The sequence below is a fragment of the Pseudoroseomonas ludipueritiae genome (assembly GCF_014490445.1).
GTDB lineage: Bacteria > Pseudomonadota > Alphaproteobacteria > Acetobacterales > Acetobacteraceae > Pseudoroseomonas > Pseudoroseomonas ludipueritiae.
The window spans coordinates 1-17242 of record NZ_JACTUZ010000089.1 but is presented as its reverse complement, the minus strand read 5'-3'; the positions used below and the strand labels follow the sequence as shown (position 1 = coordinate 17242).

16 protein-coding genes are annotated in these 17242 nt (G+C 69.8%); 6 read left to right on the top strand and 10 right to left on the bottom strand.

Annotation, left to right across the window (positions count from 1 at the left end; translation table 11 throughout):
• The 3 genes from IBL25_RS17040 to IBL25_RS17030 all read left to right on the top strand — a co-directional run.
• Nucleotides 1–594 (top strand): CheB methylesterase domain-containing protein (locus IBL25_RS17040; RefSeq protein ID WP_187779738.1); only part of this gene is annotated, 594 nt, incomplete at its 5' end.
• On the top strand, nt 591–2264 hold the full coding sequence (locus IBL25_RS17035; RefSeq protein ID WP_187779737.1) for a response regulator: 1674 nt from the start codon (nt 591–593) through the stop codon (nt 2262–2264). The genes IBL25_RS17040 and IBL25_RS17035, both read left to right, overlap by 4 nt.
• Nucleotides 2265–2277: 13 nt before the next feature.
• Nucleotides 2278–4167 carry a response regulator gene (locus IBL25_RS17030; protein ID WP_238940496.1) on the top strand — a complete coding sequence of 630 codons (1890 nt, stop codon included), beginning with the start codon at nt 2278–2280 and terminating at the stop codon, nt 4165–4167.
• A gap of 6 nt (nt 4168–4173) precedes the next feature.
• On the opposite strand, the gene IBL25_RS17025 is transcribed toward IBL25_RS17030, so the two are convergent.
• Together IBL25_RS17025 and IBL25_RS17020 are read right to left on the bottom strand one after the other, a co-directional pair.
• Nucleotides 4174–4719 carry a GNAT family N-acetyltransferase gene (locus tag IBL25_RS17025; protein WP_238940495.1) on the bottom strand — a complete coding sequence of 182 codons (546 nt, stop codon included), beginning with the start codon at nt 4717–4719 and terminating at the stop codon, nt 4174–4176.
• Nucleotides 4720–5105: 386 nt separating this feature from the next.
• Nucleotides 5106–6164, bottom strand: a complete 1059-nt coding sequence (locus tag IBL25_RS17020; RefSeq protein WP_187779735.1) for a glycosyltransferase family 4 protein — start codon at nt 6162–6164, stop codon at nt 5106–5108.
• A gap of 181 nt (nt 6165–6345) precedes the next feature.
• Here IBL25_RS17020 and IBL25_RS17015 point away from each other — a divergent pair, with 181 nt between their 5' ends.
• The gene (locus IBL25_RS17015; protein ID WP_238940494.1) at nt 6346–8184 is read left to right on the top strand and encodes an ABC transporter ATP-binding protein; all 1839 of its coding nucleotides are present in this window, start codon (nt 6346–6348) and stop codon (nt 8182–8184) included.
• Between the two features lie 102 nt (nt 8185–8286).
• Here IBL25_RS17015 and IBL25_RS17010 read toward each other — a convergent pair whose 3' ends face one another.
• A complete protein-coding gene (locus tag IBL25_RS17010; protein ID WP_187779734.1) occupies nt 8287–8499 on the bottom strand; it encodes a hypothetical protein in 213 nt (70 codons plus the stop codon).
• Nucleotides 8500–8691: 192 nt separating this feature from the next.
• Between IBL25_RS17010 and rpsD the strand changes: the two genes are divergently transcribed.
• Entirely contained in the window at nt 8692–9309 is a 618-nt protein-coding gene (rpsD, locus tag IBL25_RS17005) for a 30S ribosomal protein S4 (RefSeq protein WP_187779733.1), read from the top strand.
• Between the two features lie 73 nt (nt 9310–9382).
• Here the strand turns inward: rpsD and aat are convergent, their stop codons facing one another.
• The 7 genes from aat to IBL25_RS16970 all read right to left on the bottom strand — a co-directional run bounded on the left by aat (nt 9383) and on the right by IBL25_RS16970 (nt 16464).
• Nucleotides 9383–10066, bottom strand: coding sequence for a leucyl/phenylalanyl-tRNA--protein transferase (aat, locus tag IBL25_RS17000; RefSeq protein ID WP_187779732.1), 684 nt, complete (start codon nt 10064–10066; stop codon nt 9383–9385).
• A 39-nt stretch (nt 10067–10105) separates the two neighbouring features.
• Nucleotides 10106–10813 carry an AcvB/VirJ family lysyl-phosphatidylglycerol hydrolase gene (locus IBL25_RS16995; RefSeq protein ID WP_187779731.1) on the bottom strand — a complete coding sequence of 236 codons (708 nt, stop codon included), beginning with the start codon at nt 10811–10813 and terminating at the stop codon, nt 10106–10108.
• A 2-nt stretch (nt 10814–10815) separates the two neighbouring features.
• Nucleotides 10816–13470 carry a bifunctional lysylphosphatidylglycerol flippase/synthetase MprF gene (mprF, locus tag IBL25_RS16990; protein ID WP_187779730.1) on the bottom strand — a complete coding sequence of 885 codons (2655 nt, stop codon included), beginning with the start codon at nt 13468–13470 and terminating at the stop codon, nt 10816–10818.
• 155 nt (nt 13471–13625) lie between these two features.
• Complete coding sequence (gene accC, locus IBL25_RS16985; protein ID WP_187779729.1) at nt 13626–14969, bottom strand: acetyl-CoA carboxylase biotin carboxylase subunit; 1344 nt, start codon at nt 14967–14969, stop codon at nt 13626–13628.
• 11 nt (nt 14970–14980) lie between these two features.
• Nucleotides 14981–15457, bottom strand: a complete 477-nt coding sequence (gene accB, locus IBL25_RS16980; protein WP_187779728.1) for an acetyl-CoA carboxylase biotin carboxyl carrier protein — start codon at nt 15455–15457, stop codon at nt 14981–14983.
• A 24-nt stretch (nt 15458–15481) separates the two neighbouring features.
• Nucleotides 15482–15937 carry a type II 3-dehydroquinate dehydratase gene (gene aroQ / locus IBL25_RS16975; RefSeq protein WP_187779727.1) on the bottom strand — a complete coding sequence of 152 codons (456 nt, stop codon included), beginning with the start codon at nt 15935–15937 and terminating at the stop codon, nt 15482–15484.
• A 194-nt stretch (nt 15938–16131) separates the two neighbouring features.
• The gene (locus tag IBL25_RS16970) at nt 16132–16464 is read right to left on the bottom strand and encodes a four-helix bundle copper-binding protein (protein WP_187779726.1); all 333 of its coding nucleotides are present in this window, start codon (nt 16462–16464) and stop codon (nt 16132–16134) included.
• 191 nt (nt 16465–16655) lie between these two features.
• Between IBL25_RS16970 and IBL25_RS16965 the strand changes: the two genes are divergently transcribed.
• Nucleotides 16656–17242, top strand: a 587-nt coding sequence (locus IBL25_RS16965) for an outer membrane lipoprotein (RefSeq protein WP_187779725.1), incomplete at its 3' end; no start/stop codon positions are given.

The window sequence follows — 17242 nt, the reverse complement described above, 5'->3', positions numbered from 1 at the left end:
TCGCAGCGGCCGCCGCAGCAGCCGGCGGTGCTGGCCATCGCGGCCTCCACCGGCGGGCCGCCGGCCCTGGCGCAGGTGCTGGGCGCGCTGCCGGCCGACTATCCTGTGCCCGTGCTGCTGGTGCAGCACATGGGCGCCGCCTTCATGGAAGGTTTCGCCAGTTGGCTGGACGGGCTGGTGCCGCTGAAGGTGGGCCTGGCGCAGGAAGGCGAGTTGCCGCAGCCCGGCCGTGTCTATGTGGCGCCGGGGGACCGGCACCTGCTGCTCTCCCCCCAGGGAACGCTGCGCCTGTCCAGTGAGAAGCCGCTGGCCAGCCAGCGCCCTTCCGCCACGCTGCTCTTCCGCAGCGTCGCCATCGCCGCCGGGGACCGGGCGCTCGGCGTGCTGCTGACCGGCATGGGCGAGGACGGCGCGGTGGGGCTGACGGAAATGCGCCGCGCCGGCGGCTATACCATCACGGAGCATGAAAGCACCGCTGTGGTTTATGGCATGCCGGCGGCGGCGGTGCGGCTGGGCGGCTCCTCGCTCAGCCTGCCGCTGCCGGCCATCGGCCCGCGCCTGGCGCAGCTTGGCCGGCGGGAGGCCCGGACATGAGCGGCGCCGCCATTCTGCTGGTCGAGGATTCCGAGACCCAGGCACTGCAGATGCGCCGGCTGCTGGAGGGCGAGGGCTTCAGTGTCCAGCGCGCCGCCACCGCCGAGGCGGCGCTGGAAGCCCTGAATGGCGCCCTGCCCGACCTTGTCATCGCCGATTACCACCTGCCCGCCATGAATGGCGACGAGCTGGTGCGCCGCGTGCGGCTGAACCACCGCACCCGCGCCATCGCCGTGCTGATGCTGACCGAGGCGCGGGAGCGGGAGCTGGAGCGCCAGGGGCTGGAAAGCGGCGCCGATGCCTATGTGCCGAAATCGGCCGGGCAGGACCTGCTGCTGCTGCGCATCCGCGCCCTGCTGCGCGGCCGCACCGGCGAGGCCGCCCCGGCCAGCACCCAGGACAGCGCCTTCCGCCGCACCCGCCTGCTGCTGGCCGAGGACAGCCCCACGCAGCGCCTGGCGCTGATGGCGCAGCTGACACGGGAAGGGCATGAGGTGGAGGCGGTCTCCGACCCGCAGGCCGCCCTGGCCGCCCTGCGGCTGGACCCCGCCGGCTGGGATGGCGTGCTGCTGAATGCCGCCACCGCCGGCTTCGACGGTGTCGCGCTGGTGGCGGCGCTGCATGGCTTCCGGGGCGAGACCGGCGCCTCCTTCCAGATCGTGGCGCTGGTGCAGGACGGTGCCCAGGCCCTGCCCGGCCAGCTTTTCGCCGCCGGCGCCGATGAGCTGATCCCGAGCCCGGCGCCGCCGGAGACGCTGAGCGTGCGCCTGCGCGCCGCCCTGCGCCGCAAGCTCCTGCTGGACGAGGAACGCCGCGCCGCCGCCGAATCACGCGAGCGGGCGCTGACCATCGAGCGCGCCCAGGCCAAGGCCGCCATGGCCGAGGCCCTGTCCCGCGCCAACGAGGAGCTGGAGGAAGCCAACCGCCAGCTCCGCGAAACCCAGACCCGGCTGGTGCAGGCGGCGAAGATGGCCTCGCTGGGCGAGCTGGTGGCCGGCATCGCGCATGAGATCAACAACCCGCTCGCCTTTATCCTGGCGCATCAGGGCACGGTGGAGCGGCTGCTGCGGCGGCTGGAGGAACAGACGCCGCCCGAGGCCGAGACGGCGCCGCTGGTGGCCCGCTGCCGCGACCGCGTCGGTTCCATGACCCTGGGGCTGACGCGCATCCAGGACCTTGTCGCCAACCTGCGGAAATTCTCCCGCAGCGACGACGGCGCCTTCCAGCGCGTGAATGTGCCGGAGGCGCTGGAGACGGTGCTGACCCTGCTCAGCCCCAAGCTCGGGGAGCGCGTGGTGGTGCAGCGTGAGTTCCATGGCGCCGAGGAGCTGGTCTGCCTGCCTGCCCTGCTCAACCAGGTTGTGATGAACCTCGTCTCCAACGCCGCCGATGCCATTCCCGGTGAGGGGCGCATCACCATCGCCACCCACAGTGATTGGCGCAGCTATGCCATCGAGATCCGTGACAGCGGCCCCGGCGTGCCGGAGGAATTGCGCGAGCGGGTCTTCGAGCCCTTCTTCACCACCAAGCCGCCGGGGCTGGGGACTGGCCTTGGCCTCGCCATCGCCTACAATGTGGTGGCTGCTCATGAGGGCAGCATCACCGTTGGCGTCGCACCGGAGGGGGGCGCCTGTTTCACGGTCAGCGTGCCTGTGCGAACCGAACCTTAGTATGCCGGATACAATGACGCAGCCCATGGGGAGCGACCGGCGGCGGGGAACCCTTCTCGTCGTCGATGACGAGCCGGAAATTCTGACGGCGCTGGAAGACCTGTTCGAAGAGGACTTCCGTGTCCATGCCGCCCGCTCGGGCGCCGAGGGGCTGGAGGTCCTGCGGCGCGCGCCGGATGTGGATGTGATCATCTCCGACCAGCGCATGCCAGGCATGACCGGCGATGCTTTCCTGGCCCGGGCGCGGGAGATCAGCCAGGCCGAGGCACTGCTGCTGACCGGCTATGCCGAGCTGGACGCGGTGATCAGTGCCGTCAACAAGGGGCGCATCGCCTTCTACGCGCCCAAGCCCTGGGACCCCGCCGCGCTGCGCGCCATGGTGCTGAGCGCCATGGAGCGCCACCGCCTGACCCGCGCGCTGGAGACGGAGCGCGCGCTGCTGCGGGGCCTGCTCGACGCCTCTTCCGATCCCTTGTCCTTCAAGGACCGCGACGGCCGCTTCATCCGCCTGAATGCCGCCAAGGCGCAGGCCCTGGGCGGCACGGTGGAGAGCCTGCTGGGCCAGCGCGAAAGCACGCTGCTGCCGCCCGAGCCCGCCGCCGCCCTGGTGCTGGCGGAGCAGGAGGTGATGCGGAGCGGCCAGGGCACCGACCAGACCGGGCAGGTTCCGGGCGAGGCCGGCTCGCGCTGGGTGCGGGTGCAGCGCCTGCCGATCCTGGGCCGCGACGGCCAGCCCACGCATCTGGCGACCATCGAACATGACCTGACCGTGCAGCGCACGCTGGAAGAGCGGCTGCGGCAGGCCGAGAAGATGCAGGCCCTGGGCACCATGGCCGGGGGCGTGGCGCATGATTTCAACAACCTGCTGACTGCCATCCTGGGCAGCCTGGACCTGCTGCTGCAATCCGGCACGCATGATGCGCGTGGCGAGATGCTGCTCAAGACCGCCATCACCGCCGCCGAGCGTGGTTCCTCCCTGACGCGCCGCCTGCTGAGCTTCAGCCGCAAGCGCGAATTGCAGCTCCGCCCCGCCGACCTGAACCGCATGGTGCAGGAAATGGACGCGCTGCTCAGCCGCAGCCTGGGTGAGCAGGTGACGGTGCGCCACACCCTGGGCGAGCACCTCTGGCCCGCCTTGGCAGACCAGGAGCAATTCGCCCTGGGCCTGCTGAACCTCTGCATCAACAGCCGCGACGCGATGCCGGATGGCGGCACCATTACCCTCTCCACCCGCAATGTCTCGGTGGCGGAGGATGAGGTGCCGGACCTGCATCCCGGCGATTACGTCGTGCTGGGGGTGGCCGATACCGGCACCGGCATGCCGCCGGAGGTGATGGCCAAGGCCTTCGAGCCCTTCTTCACCACCAAGGAAGTGGGCAAGGGCACGGGGCTGGGCCTTTCCATGGTCTATGGGCTGGCACGGCAATCCGGCGGCACCGTGACGCTGGACAGCCAGCCCGGCCGGGGCACTCTGGTGGAGGTCTACCTGCCGCGCTCCGACTGGTCCGGCGCGCCCGGCCAGGCGCCGGAAGGCCGGGCCCCCGCCTGCGATTCCTGCCGCGTGCTGGTGGTGGACGACGATGCCGCGGTGCGCGGCATCACCACCACCTTTCTGAACGAGCTGGGGCACAGCACGCTGGAAGCCCCCGATGGCGCCGCCGCCCTGGCGCTGCTGGAGGGCGGGGAGCGGGTGGACCTGCTGGTGACCGATGTGGCCATGCCCGGCATTTCCGGCGCCGAGCTGGCCACGCAGGTGCGCGCCCGCTGGCCCGATGTGCCGGTGCTGCTGCTGACCGGCTATGCCGATCCGTCCATGCAGCCCGAAGGCTTCCCCGTGCTGCGCAAGCCCTTCCGCCAGACCGAGCTGGCGCGGCAGGTGGCGGCGGTGCTGCGCCGGGACTGAGGGTCCTCAGCCCGGCGGAGCGTCGCTCAGCACCGCCTGCAGCATCACCATGTCCAGCCAGCGGCCGAACTTGCAGCCGACCTGCGGCATCAGCGCCACACGGCTGAAGCCCAGTTTCTCGTGCATGCGGATGGAGGGCAGGTTGCCGGCGTCGATGGAGGCCACCATCACGTGCTTGCCCATGCCGCGCGCCTGCTCCATCAGCGTCGCCACCAGGGTCTGGCCGATGCCGCGGCCGCGCGCGTCGTCGCGGATATGCACGGAATGCTCCACCGTGTGGCGGAAGCCGTCCCAGCCGTTGCGGAAGTCGCTGAAGGCGGCGAAGCCCAGGATGCCGCCGCCCTGGATGCAGTCGGCCACCAACACCGGGTAACCCCATTCCCACCGCTTGCGCATCCAGACCAGCCGCTCCTCCAGCGTCTCGGTGCGGTCGGTATAGATGGCGGTGGTGCGCAGGATCACGTCGTTGAGGATACGCAGGATGCCAGGGGCATCGGTCTCCTCCGCCATGCGCAGCACCCATCCGGCGGGATTGGCCACCAGAGGGCTCATGCGGCGCATATCGTGACAGAGTTCAGGGCTGCCTGCCGGGTGCTCACCGACCTTGCGAATTTCCCACTCCATCGCAGCGGTCTGGCGGGAGGCCAGGAGGTGGGAAAGAGCCGAAGGATGCACGGGATATTGCCCATTGACTGCCTGCGCTGCTGAGAGCTGAGCATGCCGCCGTGTCCTGAACACGACAGTTATTCGGATCTAGCACGGAAATGGGCGGTAAACAGAAATATTCTTAACCGGTTTCAGGTTCTCTTCCAGATTCCGCCGCCATCATCTTACTTGTTTCTTTCGCGGTTTGATTGAAATGCGTAGCCAGGGCGTGGAATGAAAAGACCCCGCCGGATGCCGGCGGGGCCTGGAAAATACCTGCGAGGAAGCGCGGCTTACTCGGCCGCCAGCATCAGCTCAGCCGCGCGGCTATGCGCCAGCTCCTGGTACAGCGCGACGTAATTCTCCGCCATGCGGCGGGCGGTGAAGCGCTTCTCGAACTGGGCGCGCACGGCGGCGCGGGGCAGCGCCTCCACCCGGCCCACGGCGGCAATGGCTTCCTCCATGCTGGTCACGGAGAAGCCGGTGACGCCGTCATCCACCACCTCGGGTACCGAGCCGTGGCGGAAGGCGATCACGGGCGTGCCGCAGGCCATGGCCTCGATCATCACCAGGCCGAAGGGCTCGGGCCAGTCGATCGGCGTCAGCAGCGCCTTGGCGCCAGAGAGGAATTCCGGCTTCTGCTGCTCGTTGATCTCGCCGATGAACTCGACCAGCGGATGCGCCATCAGGGGGCGGATCTTCTGCTCGTAGTAATCGACGTCCACCCGGTCCACCTTGGCCGCGATCTTGATCGGCGTATTGGTGGCGATGGCGATCTCGATGGCGCGGTCGCAGCGCTTCTCGGGCGCGATGCGGCCCAGGAAGGCCAGGTAGCCCGGCGCCATGTCGGTGCGCGGGGTCAGCAGCTTCTCCGGCAGGCCATGGTAGATGGTGCCGACGAAATTGGCCTGCGGCAGCGGCTTGCGCTGGTCGTTGGAGATCGAGACCACCGGCACATCGCGGAAGGCGTCGAAGACCGGCTGCAGTTCCGGCAGGTCCAGCCGCCCGTGCAGCGTCGTCACCATCGGCGTGCTGGCGCGGGAAAACAGCGAGAACGGCAGGTAGTCCAGGTGGAAGTGCAGCAGGTCGAATTCGTGCCGGCGGCGGTAGACCGTCTCCAGCATCAGGGCCAGCGGTGCATTGGTGTCGCGCACCGAGGGGTCGAGCCGCAGCGCCTTGGCGCTCATCGGCGCCAGGGTGGCCGAAGTGATCGAATCACCGCTGGCGAAGAGCGTGACCTCATGGCCGAGCTCCACCAGACCCTCGGTGAGGTAGGAGACGATCCGCTCGGTGCCACCGTACAGCTTCGGCGGCACGGCTTCCGTCAGGGGAGCGATCTGGGCGATACGCATCGGGTTCCGTTCTCCGTCGTGTTTGGCCTGAACGCAACCTGGGGGACGAATGCGGTTTGGATTCGGCAAGCATCGCCACGATTCTGACGCGATGCGGTTGTTTCCTTGGTAATCACCACAAAGGCGGGTCCTTCTCACGCTTTTGTGCACCGCGACATGAGCCAGGAGGCGCTGACTCCCCATGCAGCCTACCGAGACACAGCCCGCGCAGGCCGCCAGCCATGGCACCCGTCCGCAGGACGCGCCCGAGGTGCTGCGCTACGCGCACCGCCCCATCGCCTTTCTGTTCCGGCACCTGAAGTCCTATGCGGGCTCGCATGTCGTCATCATGCTGGCGGTGCTGGGCGCGGTCGGTTGCTCCGTGGGCGCGAACTACGCGGTGAAGCACCTGATCGACACCCTCTCGGGCAGCCCCTCGCAGATCGGCGCCACCGCCGTCTGGACGGCCTTCGCCATCCTGGCGGGTGTCATCACGGCCGATAACATGCTCTGGCGCGTCGGCGGCTGGATCGCGGCGGACCGCTTCCCGCGCGCCACGGCCTCCATGCGGGCCGAGCTGTTCCGCCATCTCTCCGGCCATGCCCCGGGCTACTTCGCGAACCGCTCCGCCGGCACCCTGGCCAGCCGCATCAGCGCCACCGGCACGGCGGCCTTCACCCTGCTGCAGAACTTCACCTGGCATACCGTGCCGCCCGCCGTGGCCGTGATCCTGGCCATCGGCTTCCTGGCCAGCGTGGACCCGATCATGGCCGGCTGCCTCGTGGTCGCCGCCGGCACCCTGGCCGCCGGTGTCGCCACCCTGGGCCGCCGGGGCGAGAAGCTGCACGACACCTTCGCCGGCCGCGCCGCCGCCGTGGATGGCCAGTTGGTGGACGTGGTGCAGAACTTCGCCCTGGTGCGCGCCTTCGGCGCCTTCGGGCGCGAAGGCGCGCGGCTGGACCAGGCGCTGGGTGCCGAGACGGCCGCCCGCCGCGCTAGCCTGCGCTACCTGGAGAAGCTGCGGCTGGTGCATGGCGCCGCCACCGCGGTGCTGACCGCCTGCCTGCTGGGCTGGGCCGTGCATCTCTGGCAGATCGGCCGTGCCACCACCGGCGATATCGTGCTGGTCTGCACCCTGGGCTTCACCATCCTGCATGCCTCCCGCGACCTCGCGATGGCGCTGGTGGACCTGACCCAGTACGTGGCCCGGATGCGGGAGGCGCTCTCCGCCCTGCTGGTGCCGCACGACATGCCGGATGTGCAGAACGCCACCACCCTGGCGCCGCGCGGCGGCGAGGTGGTGTTCCAGGACATTACCTTCCGCTACCCCGCCGCCCCCGCCGGCAGCGCCCCGATCCTGCGCCACATGCAGCTGGAGATCCCGGCCGGGCAGAAGGTGGGCGTGGTCGGCCGCTCCGGCGCCGGCAAGTCCACCCTGCTGACGCTGCTGCAGCGCCATGCCGCGCCGCAGGAAGGCAAGGTGACCATCGACGGCCAGGATATCGCCCTGGCGACGCGCGAAAGCCTGGCGGAGATGATTGCCGTGGTGCCGCAGGATGTCTCGCTCTTCCACCGCACGGTGCTGGAGAACATCCGCTATGCCCGCCCCGATGCCAGCGATGCCGATGTGCTGGCCGCCGCCGAGGCCGCCCGCTGCCGCGAATTCATCGAGGCGCTGCCGGAGGGCTTCGACACCATCGTCGGCGACCGTGGCGCCAAGCTCTCCGGCGGCCAGCGGCAGCGCCTGGCGATCGCCCGCGCCCTGCTGAAGAACGCCCCGATCCTGCTGCTGGACGAGGCGACCTCCGCCCTCGACTCGGAAAGCGAGGCCGAGGTGCAGGTCGCGCTGGACCGGCTGATGGAAGGCCGCACCGTGATCGCGGTGGCGCACCGGCTGGCCACCCTCTCCAACTTCGACCGCATCGTGGTGATGGATGCCGGCCAGGTGGTGCAGGACGGCTCGCCGGAGATGCTGATGCGCCGCCCGGGCCCCTACCAGGACATGGTGCGCCGCCAGTCCGAGGCGCTGATGGCGGCCTGAGCCGCCCAGCTACCGAACCAGGGGAAGGCCCGTGCCTTCCCCTTTTTCATGCCCGCCTGCCGGCCCGGGCGGCGGCGCCTCGCCGCCTCGTGGTGGCCAGGCTCAGCCCTTCAGCCCGGCCTGCCGCGCCAGCCGCTTGGCCTGCCAATAGCCCAGCAGCCCGGCGATGGGTGCCGCGGGCAGCACCAGAATCCAGCCGGCATGCACGCTGTTGACCACCAGCCCCAGGCCGATCCCCAGCATCAGCCCGCCCACCAGGCTGCCCGTCACCCCGGCCGTCAGGCCCAGGATCAATAATTGTGCGCGTGTCACCATGAATCGGCAGTAGGCGGCGGCAACAGGTTTGACAAGCCACAGGGCCGGCGGCTAAACGCCGGCTCCCTTCCGGGAAAGCGGGTTCAGGCTCGTCCTGCGCCCCGCCCTTGGCATGCCCGCCCTGGGACTACCGGGACAATCAGCGACATCCAGCCACAAGGCCGGGGCGCATCAGAACAAGGAGCCCGCCGCATGACGAAGCGCGCGGAAAGCAAGTACAAGATCAATCGCCGCCTCGGCGTGAACCTGTGGGGCCGTGCGAAGTCCCCCATCAGCAAGCGCGAGTATGGCCCCGGCCAGCACGGCCAGCGCCGCAAGCAGAAGCCGACCGACTTCGGCATCCAGCTGATGGCCAAGCAGAAGCTGAAGGGCTACTACGGCAACATCGGCGAGAAGCAGTTCCGCAAGTACTACGAAGAGGCCGTGCGCCGTAAGGGCGACACCTCCGAGAACCTGATCGAGCTGCTGGAGCGCCGCCTGGATGCGGTGATCTACCGCATGAAGCTGGCGATGACGCCCTTCGCCGCCCGCCAGTTCGTGAACCATGGCCACATCACGGTCAACGGCAAGCGCGTCAACATCCCCTCCTACCTGGTCCGCGACAACGACGTGATCGAGGTGAAGGAGAAGTCGAAGCAGCTGGTGGCCGTGCTCGACGCCGCCCAGTCCGGCGAGCGCGACGTGCCGGAATACCTGGAAGTGGACCACCGCCAGATGAAGGGCCGCTACCTGCGCGCGCCGAAGCTGGCCGACGTTCCCTACCCGGTGCAGATGGAACCGAACCTAGTGGTCGAGTTCTACTCCCGCTGATGACGGCGGAGGGGGTTCGCCCCCTCCCCTCCACGGGTGGCATCAAAAGGCGCTTCGGCGCCTTTTCGTGTTTTCAGAGCCCTGTCTTTGGATGTGGGGCGCGCAGGGCGCGGAACTCCTCCTCCAGCCCTTCCGGCGCCGGCAGCCAGCGCGCCGGCTGTTCCAGCGCCCTGGCCAGCCGCTGGCGGTAGAGGGCGCGCGGGATCTCCACCGCGCCGAACTGGCTCAGGTGCCCGGTGATGAACTGGGTATCCAGCAGCGTGAAGCCGCCCAGCCGCAGCCGCGCCACCAGATGCACCAGAGCGACCTTGGAGGCATCCCGCGCACGGCTGAACATGCTTTCCCCGAAGAAGGCGCCGCCCAGCGCCACGCCGTAAAGGCCGCCCACCATGCGGCCTTCCTGCCAGACCTCGACTGAATGGCCGACGCCCCTGGCATGCAGGGCGTTGAAGAGCTGCTCGATCTCCGGGTTGATCCAACTGTCCTCCCGCCCCGGCGCCGGGGCGGCGCAGAGCGCGATGGTCTGGGCGAAATCGGTATCCGCCGTGACGGTGAAGGCGCCGGAGAGCAGCGTGCGCGCCAGCCGGCGTGGCAGGTGGAAGCCCTGCAGCGGCAGGATGCCACGCATCTCCGGGTCCAGCCAGTAGAGCTGGCCGGCCGTGCGGGATTCGGCCATCGGGAAGAGGCCGGCGCGATAGGCGCGCAACAGGAGGTCGGGGGTGATTTGCACCGTGTGGCGGGACACGGCGCCTAGCATGGACCGGGAGGCCCACCCCGCGCCAGGGTTCCGCGCCGTTCAGGCGGGCGGCGGCGGCAGTCGGGCATAGATCCGGTCGGCCAGGGCACGGTAGTCGCCATCGAAATGGTGGCCGCCCTTGATGCCGATGATCTCGGCGGGCGGGGACGCGAAGGCGGTGCAGCCGGTGCCGGCGGCCTCATCGGTGCCATAGACGCATTGCACCAGTTCCGGCGGCAGGTTGGGCACGTCCGGCAGGGTCGGCACCGCCGTGGGGCGCCCCATGCCGAGGAAATCGCCCACGCGGATCTCGAAGGCCGCTTCCTTGGCGAAGCCCAGCAGCGAGACCAGCGCCACGCGGTCCCGCGTCTCCTGCTTCAGCCGGGGCCAGGTGCCGGGCAGGATATCGGCGCCAAAGGAATAGCCGATGATGGCGACCTTCGGGATGTTCCACTTCTGCGCATAGAGCGCGATGACCCGGTCCAGCTCCGCCGCCACTTCCTGCGGCGTCCGGCGGGTCCAGAACCAGTTGAGGCAATCGAAACCCACGACGGACATGCCGCGGTTGCGGAAGTTCCGCCCCAGCGTGCGGTCGATATCCCGCCAGCCGCCATCGCCGGAGAGGATCAGGCCGAAGACATCCGGGCGCGGCGTCTTCTTGGTGGCGGGCATCTCGATCAGCCAACGGGAGGTATCCCGCTGCGCCAGGGCCGGCCGCGCCAGCAGCCCGGCGCCCAGGCCGGCAAGCAGAAGACGGCGCTCGATCATGCTCACTTCCCGATCACTCCCCGCAGGCCGCCGGATTGCAGGGCGGCCACATCCGCCAGCACCACCCAGGGGTCCAGCCCACCGGCGGTGCAGAGGTAGCGGGGCTCCCACACCGGGTCGAACTTCTCCTTGAAGGCGCGCAGGCCGCGGAAGTTGTAGAACCGCTCGCCCCGGTGGAAGACCAGCCCGCCCAGCCGGTACCAGATCGGCGCCAGACGGTGCGCGGCCAGACCGGAGAGCGGCGCCATGCCGAGGTCAAAGAAGGCATAGCCCTGCTCCTTCGCCATCAGCAGCAGCCGGGTGAACAGGAAGTCCATGGTGCCCGGCGGCATATCCGGCCGGTGGCGCATCAGGTCCACCGACATGTCGGTGCGCGCATTCGGCGTATCCAGCAGCGTCGCGAAGGCGATGACCTGCCGGTCCGCCCCGCGCACCACCGCCACCGGTTGGCTGGCGACGTAATCCGGCTCGAAGGCGCCCAGGGAGAAGGCCTTCTCACGCGCCTTGTGCTGTTCCAGCCAAAGACGGGAGACTTCCGCGAGTTCCGGCAGCACGGGCGGCACCTCTTCCGGCCGCAGCACCTCGAAGGTGATGCCCTCGCGCTCGGCGCGGTTGACGGCGGTGCGCAGGGCCTGGCGGGCCTTGCCCTTCAGCTCGAAGGCCGCGAGGCGGACGCGGGCGGCCTCCCCCAGCTTCAGCGGCTGCAGGCCGGCGTCGATATAGAGTGGCAACGCATCCGGCCGCACCTGATAGAAGGCGGCGCGGCCGCCCTGGGCATCGGCCAGTTCCACGAAGCGCCAGACCAGCTCCACCCGCTGCGCCGCCGGCCCCACGGGGTCGTAGAGCGCGATCCAGGACCGGCCCCGGCGGCCATACATGATGAAGGCATCGCCTTCCAGCGACATCAGCAGTGCCTTGTCGCCCATGCGGACCAGATTGGCATCCGCCCGGTCCTGCGCCTCCACGATGGCCACGGCGCGGGCCAGTTCCTCGGGCGTGGGGCGGGCCACGCGAGTCTGGGCCGGGCGCAGCAGCGTCCAGAGGCTGGCGGCGCCGGCGATCAGCACCATGGCCAGGGTGGCGCGCATGGCGCGCGGCGCATTCTCGTCTAGCTCGAAGCGCCACCAGAGCTGGCGGGAGTATTCCACGTCCCGGTGCGCGAAGAAGAGCAGCCAGGTGGCGGCGGCCACCACGCAGGCCACTGCCAGCCACCAGCCGGGGCTCAGGCTGGGGGTCAGCATGCGGGCGCGGCGGTCGAAGCGGCGGCGGGAGGTCAGCAGCGCCACCGCCAGCAGGGCCAGCAGCGAGAGTTCCAGGAAGCCGCTGCCGCGCAGGATGGAGAGCACCAGCCCGCCCGCCGCCAGCACCAGCGCCAGCCACCAGGCGCCATCCAGCCGGTGCGCCAGCCCATAGGCCACGAAAAGCAGCAACAGCCCGCCCACGGAGGAGAGCAGGTGCGAGGCCTCGAACAAGGGCTGCGGCACCGGCAGGCTGAAGCCGGGCTCGAAGACATCCACCGGCGGCGCGATGCCGCCCAGCACCAGCGCGGCGCCGGTGCCGAAGGCCAGCACGGCCAGGAAGCGCGGCATGAGGCGGGTGGAGGCCCGCAGCGCCCGCGCGCCGCCCTTCAGGGCCGGCACGCGGTGCCGCAGCTCGAAGCCGCTCAGCAGCACCACCGCCACGATCAGCGGCAGCACGAAGTAAACCGCGCGGTAGAGCAGCAGCGCCGCCGCCACTTGGTCCAGCGGCACCTCGCTGCCGCGGAAGGCGATCAGCACCACCGCGTCGAAGACGCCGATGCCGCCCGGCAGGTGGCTGGCCGCGCCGATGGCGATGGCGACCACATAGAGCGCGATGAAGGAGGGCAGGTCCACCGCCCCTTCCGGCAGCAGCAGCCAGAGCACCACCGCCGCAAAGCCGAGGTCGATGATCGAGATGACGCCCTGGGCCAGCACCAGCCTTGGGCCGGGCACGCGGAAGGTGATGGGGCCGAGCCGCAGCGCCGTGCGCCGCAGCCGCCCCACCACGGCGATGCCCGCCATGGCCAGCAGGCACAGCGCCGCCAGCCCGCGCAGCAGCGGCGCCGGCAGGTGGAACCAGTCCTCCATCTGCCCGGCCTTCAGCAGCACGCCCAGGGCGGCCACGAAGAAGATGCCGATGGACAGGCTAGCGGTGACGAAGACCAGGATGCGGGCGATCTGGCTCGGCTTCACCCCGGCGGCGGCATAGATGCGCCAGCGCACCGCACCGCCGGTGAAGGCGCCCACCCCCATGCTGTTGCTGAGCGCGAAGCCGCAGAAGGCCGCCAGCGCCGCGATGCGCGGCGGCACCGGCGGCTGAGGCCCCACATGCCGCACCGCCGAGAGGTCGTAGCCGATCATGGAGGTGTAGCTGATGGCCGCCGCCAGCACCGCCAGCAGCAGCACCGCGTTGCTCTTGGCCGCCAGGGCGGCGGCCACGGCGCCATAATCCAGCTCATCCGACAGGCGGTTCAGCGCGAAGAAGGCCAAGCTCGCCATGATCAGCCCGGCCGCCAGCAGCAGCCAGGGCTTCAGCACCGCCAGCCGCCGCAGCCCGGCCGAGGCCGGGTTATCGGCGGCTTCCGGCGCGTCGCTGCGCAGGTCGTCGCCCGGCTCCGTGGTGGTGACTCCGTTCATAGGGCTCCCGTCTAGCCATGCGAATGCGCGATGACGGCATAGGTCGCCTCCCGCAAACGACGGCGTCGTGCGGTGGATGCCAGTTTCCGATGGCGAAAGCGTGAAGTTGATGTGGCGCGGGGGGGGGAACCCGTCGCAGGTCCCCCCCCCCCGGCTCAGTCCTTCAGCCCGACGAAGCGTTCCAGCCAGTGGATGGTATAGTCGCCACTCTGGAACTGCGGGTCGTTCATGATGCGCTGGTGCAGCGGCAGCGTGGTCTTGATGCCGTCCACCACCATCTCCTCCAGCGCACGGCGCATGCGGGCGATGGCCTCGGCGCGAGTGGTGCCGTGCACAATCAGCTTGGCCACCAGGCTGTCGTAGTTGGGCGGCACGGAATAGCCGGAATACAGCGCGCTATCGACGCGCACGCCCAGCCCGCCCGGGGCGTGGAAGGTGGTCACCCGGCCTGGGGAAGGCACGAAGGTGTCCGGGTCCTCGGCCGTGATGCGGCATTCGATGGCATGGCCGCTGAAGCACACCGCATCCTGGCCATAGCCCAGCGGCTCGCCCGCCGCGATGCGGATCTGTTCCTTCACCAGATCGACGCCCGAGACCATCTCGGTCACCGGATGCTCCACCTGCAGGCGGGTGTTCATCTCGATGAAGGAGAACTGGCCGTCCTGCCACAGGAACTCCAGCGTGCCGGCATTGCGGTAGCCGAGCTTGGAGAGGCCCTGCGTCACCTGCGCGCCGATGTCCTCGCGCTCGCCCGGCGTCAGGGCGGGGGAGCCCGCTTCCTCGACCAGCTTCTGGTGGCGGCGCTGGAGCGAGCAGTCGCGCTCCCCGAAATGCACCACGTTGCCGTACATGTCGGCCAGCACCTGCAGCTCGATATGCCGCGGGCGGTCGAGGTACTTCTCCATGTAGACGGCGTCGTTGCCGAAGGCGGCCTTGGCCTCGGTGCGGGCGACGCGCCAGGCTTCTTCGAGTTCATCCGCCGAGTGCGCGACCTTCATGCCACGACCACCACCGCCGGCGGCGGCCTTGATCAGCACGGGGTACTTCACCCGCTCGGCCACCTCGCGGGCTTCCTCCAGGCTGCCCAGCGCGCCGTCGCTGCCCGGCACCAGCGGCACACCGAGGGAGCGCATGGCGTCCTTGGCGGCGATCTTGTCGCCCATCATGCGGATATGCTCGGCCGTCGGGCCGATGAAGGCCAGGCCATGCGCCTCCACCATCTCGGCGAAGTCGGCATTCTCGGAGAGGAAGCCATAGCCGGGGTGGATGGCCTCGGCGCCCGTGATATGCGCGGCCGAAAGGATGGCCGCCATGTTCAGGTAGCTGTCGCGCGCCAGCGGCGGGCCGATGCAGACGCTTTCATCCGCCAGCCGCACATGCATGGCGGTGGCATCGGCGGTGGAATGCACCGCGACGGTGCGGATGCCCATCTCCCGGCAGGCGCGGTTGACGCGCAGCGCGATCTCGCCGCGATTGGCGATCAGCACCTTCTTGAACATGGTGACGCGCCTTACTCGACCACCAGCAGGGGCGCGCCGTATTCCACCGGGGCGCCGCTTTCCACCAGGATGCGGGTCACGGTGCCAGCCTTGGGGGCCTTGATCTGGTTGAAGGTCTTCATCGCCTCGATCAGCATCACCGTCTGGCCGGCGGCGACCTTGGCACCCACGGTCACGAAGGGCGTGGCGCCCGGCTCCGGCGCCAGATAGGCGACGCCCACCATGGGCGAGGTGATGACGCCCGGCGTCGCGGCGCTGATCTCGGTGGTGGCGGCCGGAGTCGCGGCCGGGGCGGCGGCGGCGGGTGCTACGGCCACGGGGGCCGGCGCCGGCGCGGCGGCATATTGCACGACCGGGGCGGCGGCCATGGCGCGGGTCACGCGCAGGCGGCTCTCACCGTCCGCCAGCTCGATCTCGCTCAGGTCGGTTTCCCGCAGGATCTGCGCCAGGGCGCGGATGGCCTCCGGGTCAAAGGAAATGCCGCTCACTTCATCTACCTCGTATTCGGTGCGTCAGGCGTCTTCGGCCTGGGCCAGGATGCCGGCGATGCCGCGCAGCGCCAGCGCATAGCCGTGGGGCCCCAGCCCGCAGATCACGCCCTGCGCGGCACGCGAGACATAGGACAGGTGCCGGAAGGATTCCCGGCGGTGGATATTGGTCAGGTGCACCTCCACCACCGGCAGGTCGGATGCCAGCAGGGCATCCATCAGCGCGATGGAGGTATGGGAATAGCCGGCCGGGTTGATCACGATGCCGGAGGCGATGCTGCGCGCCTCCTGCACCCAGGAGATCAACTCCCCCTCGATGTTGGTCTGGCGGAAGTCGATCGCCAGGCCCAGCGCATCGGCCGTCTCGGCGCAGAGCGCCTCGATGTCGTCGAGCGTCTCGGTGCCGTACAAGGTCGGCTCCCGGGTGCCGAGCATGTTCAGGTTGGGGCCGTTCAGCACCAGGATGAGGGGCGGGTTCACGATCTTGCGCGTCCAGGGACTTTTCCGGTGGATTTCTCCACTTCAGCGCCGCCTAGCACGGTGCAATTCCGCACCGCAAGCGGCGCCGACGGCAGGGCAGGCCTTCCCCTGCCCTTTGCCGCGGGTTTCCGGAAGGCCCGGGCCCCTGCAGAGGGCCTTCCGCATCAAGTGATGGCCATGTGCCGGGGCATGCCTCAGGCGGCCATGGCGCGGCAGGACTCGGCGCAGGCGCGGCAGGCCGCGACGCAATCCTCCATGCCGCCCACCCGCTCGCAGTCATTGGCGCATTCGGTGCAGATCTCGGCGCATTCGGCGCAGGTATGCTTGTGGTGCGGCGTGCCCAGCAGCATGAAATGGGCCGAGGTGCGGCAGATCTCGGCACAGGCCAGCATCAGCCGGGCATGGTCCGGCTTGGTGTGCTCCCCGCCCATCTCCAGGCAATGGCCGGCGAAGCCGGAGAGGCAGACGGTGTAGCAGTTCAGGCAGGCATCCACGCAGGCACGCATCTGGGGGGAGAGCTTGTGCATGACGGCTCCTTTCCGTGTCGGGATGCTGTTCTGAACAGGTCCCGCGCCAGATCGTTGCCCGCCGGGGCGGGAAGCGGCAGGCCCGCCAGCCCCCCAATTCCACGCCGCAAGGCAGCGATGGCCCCAGGGTGGGATGACAGCCGCCGGCGCAGTCCCTACCTTCCGGCCGGTTTTCCACCGCAGCGGACGCAATGGCCTTGCCCTTCTCCTCCCGCGCCAAAATCCTTCTCGTCCCCATGTTGCTGATGGGGCTTTCCGCCTGCGGGTCGGATTACTCGCCGGATACCTATGCCAGCCGCGCCATGCAGCAGGCGAACAAGGTGGAGCAGGGCACCATCGTCGGCGTGCGCCCGGTGCAGATCTCGGCCGATGGCACCACCGGCGCTGCTTCCGGTGCGGCGGCGGGCGGCGTGGCGGGCACCCGCATCGGTGGCGGCGACATCACCTCGGCCTTCGGCGGCATCGGCGGCGGGCTGCTCGGCGGGTTGATCGGCACCGCGACCGAGAAGGCCATCGGCAATACCAATGGCTTCGAATACATCGTCCGCAAGGGCAATGGTGAGCTGGTCTCGGTGGCGCAGAAGGACCAGGTGGCCCTGGCGCTGGGGCAGAAGGTGCTGGTGATCGCCGGCGCCCAGGCGCGAATCGTGCCGGACTATACCGTGCCGCCGGAGCCGCCGGCCGAGGCCGCCGCTTCCCGCGCCAATGCCGCCGAGCCGACCCATACGCCCCCCGCCGGCGGCACCGTGCAGGGCGCCGGCCCCCTGCCCGCCCCGCA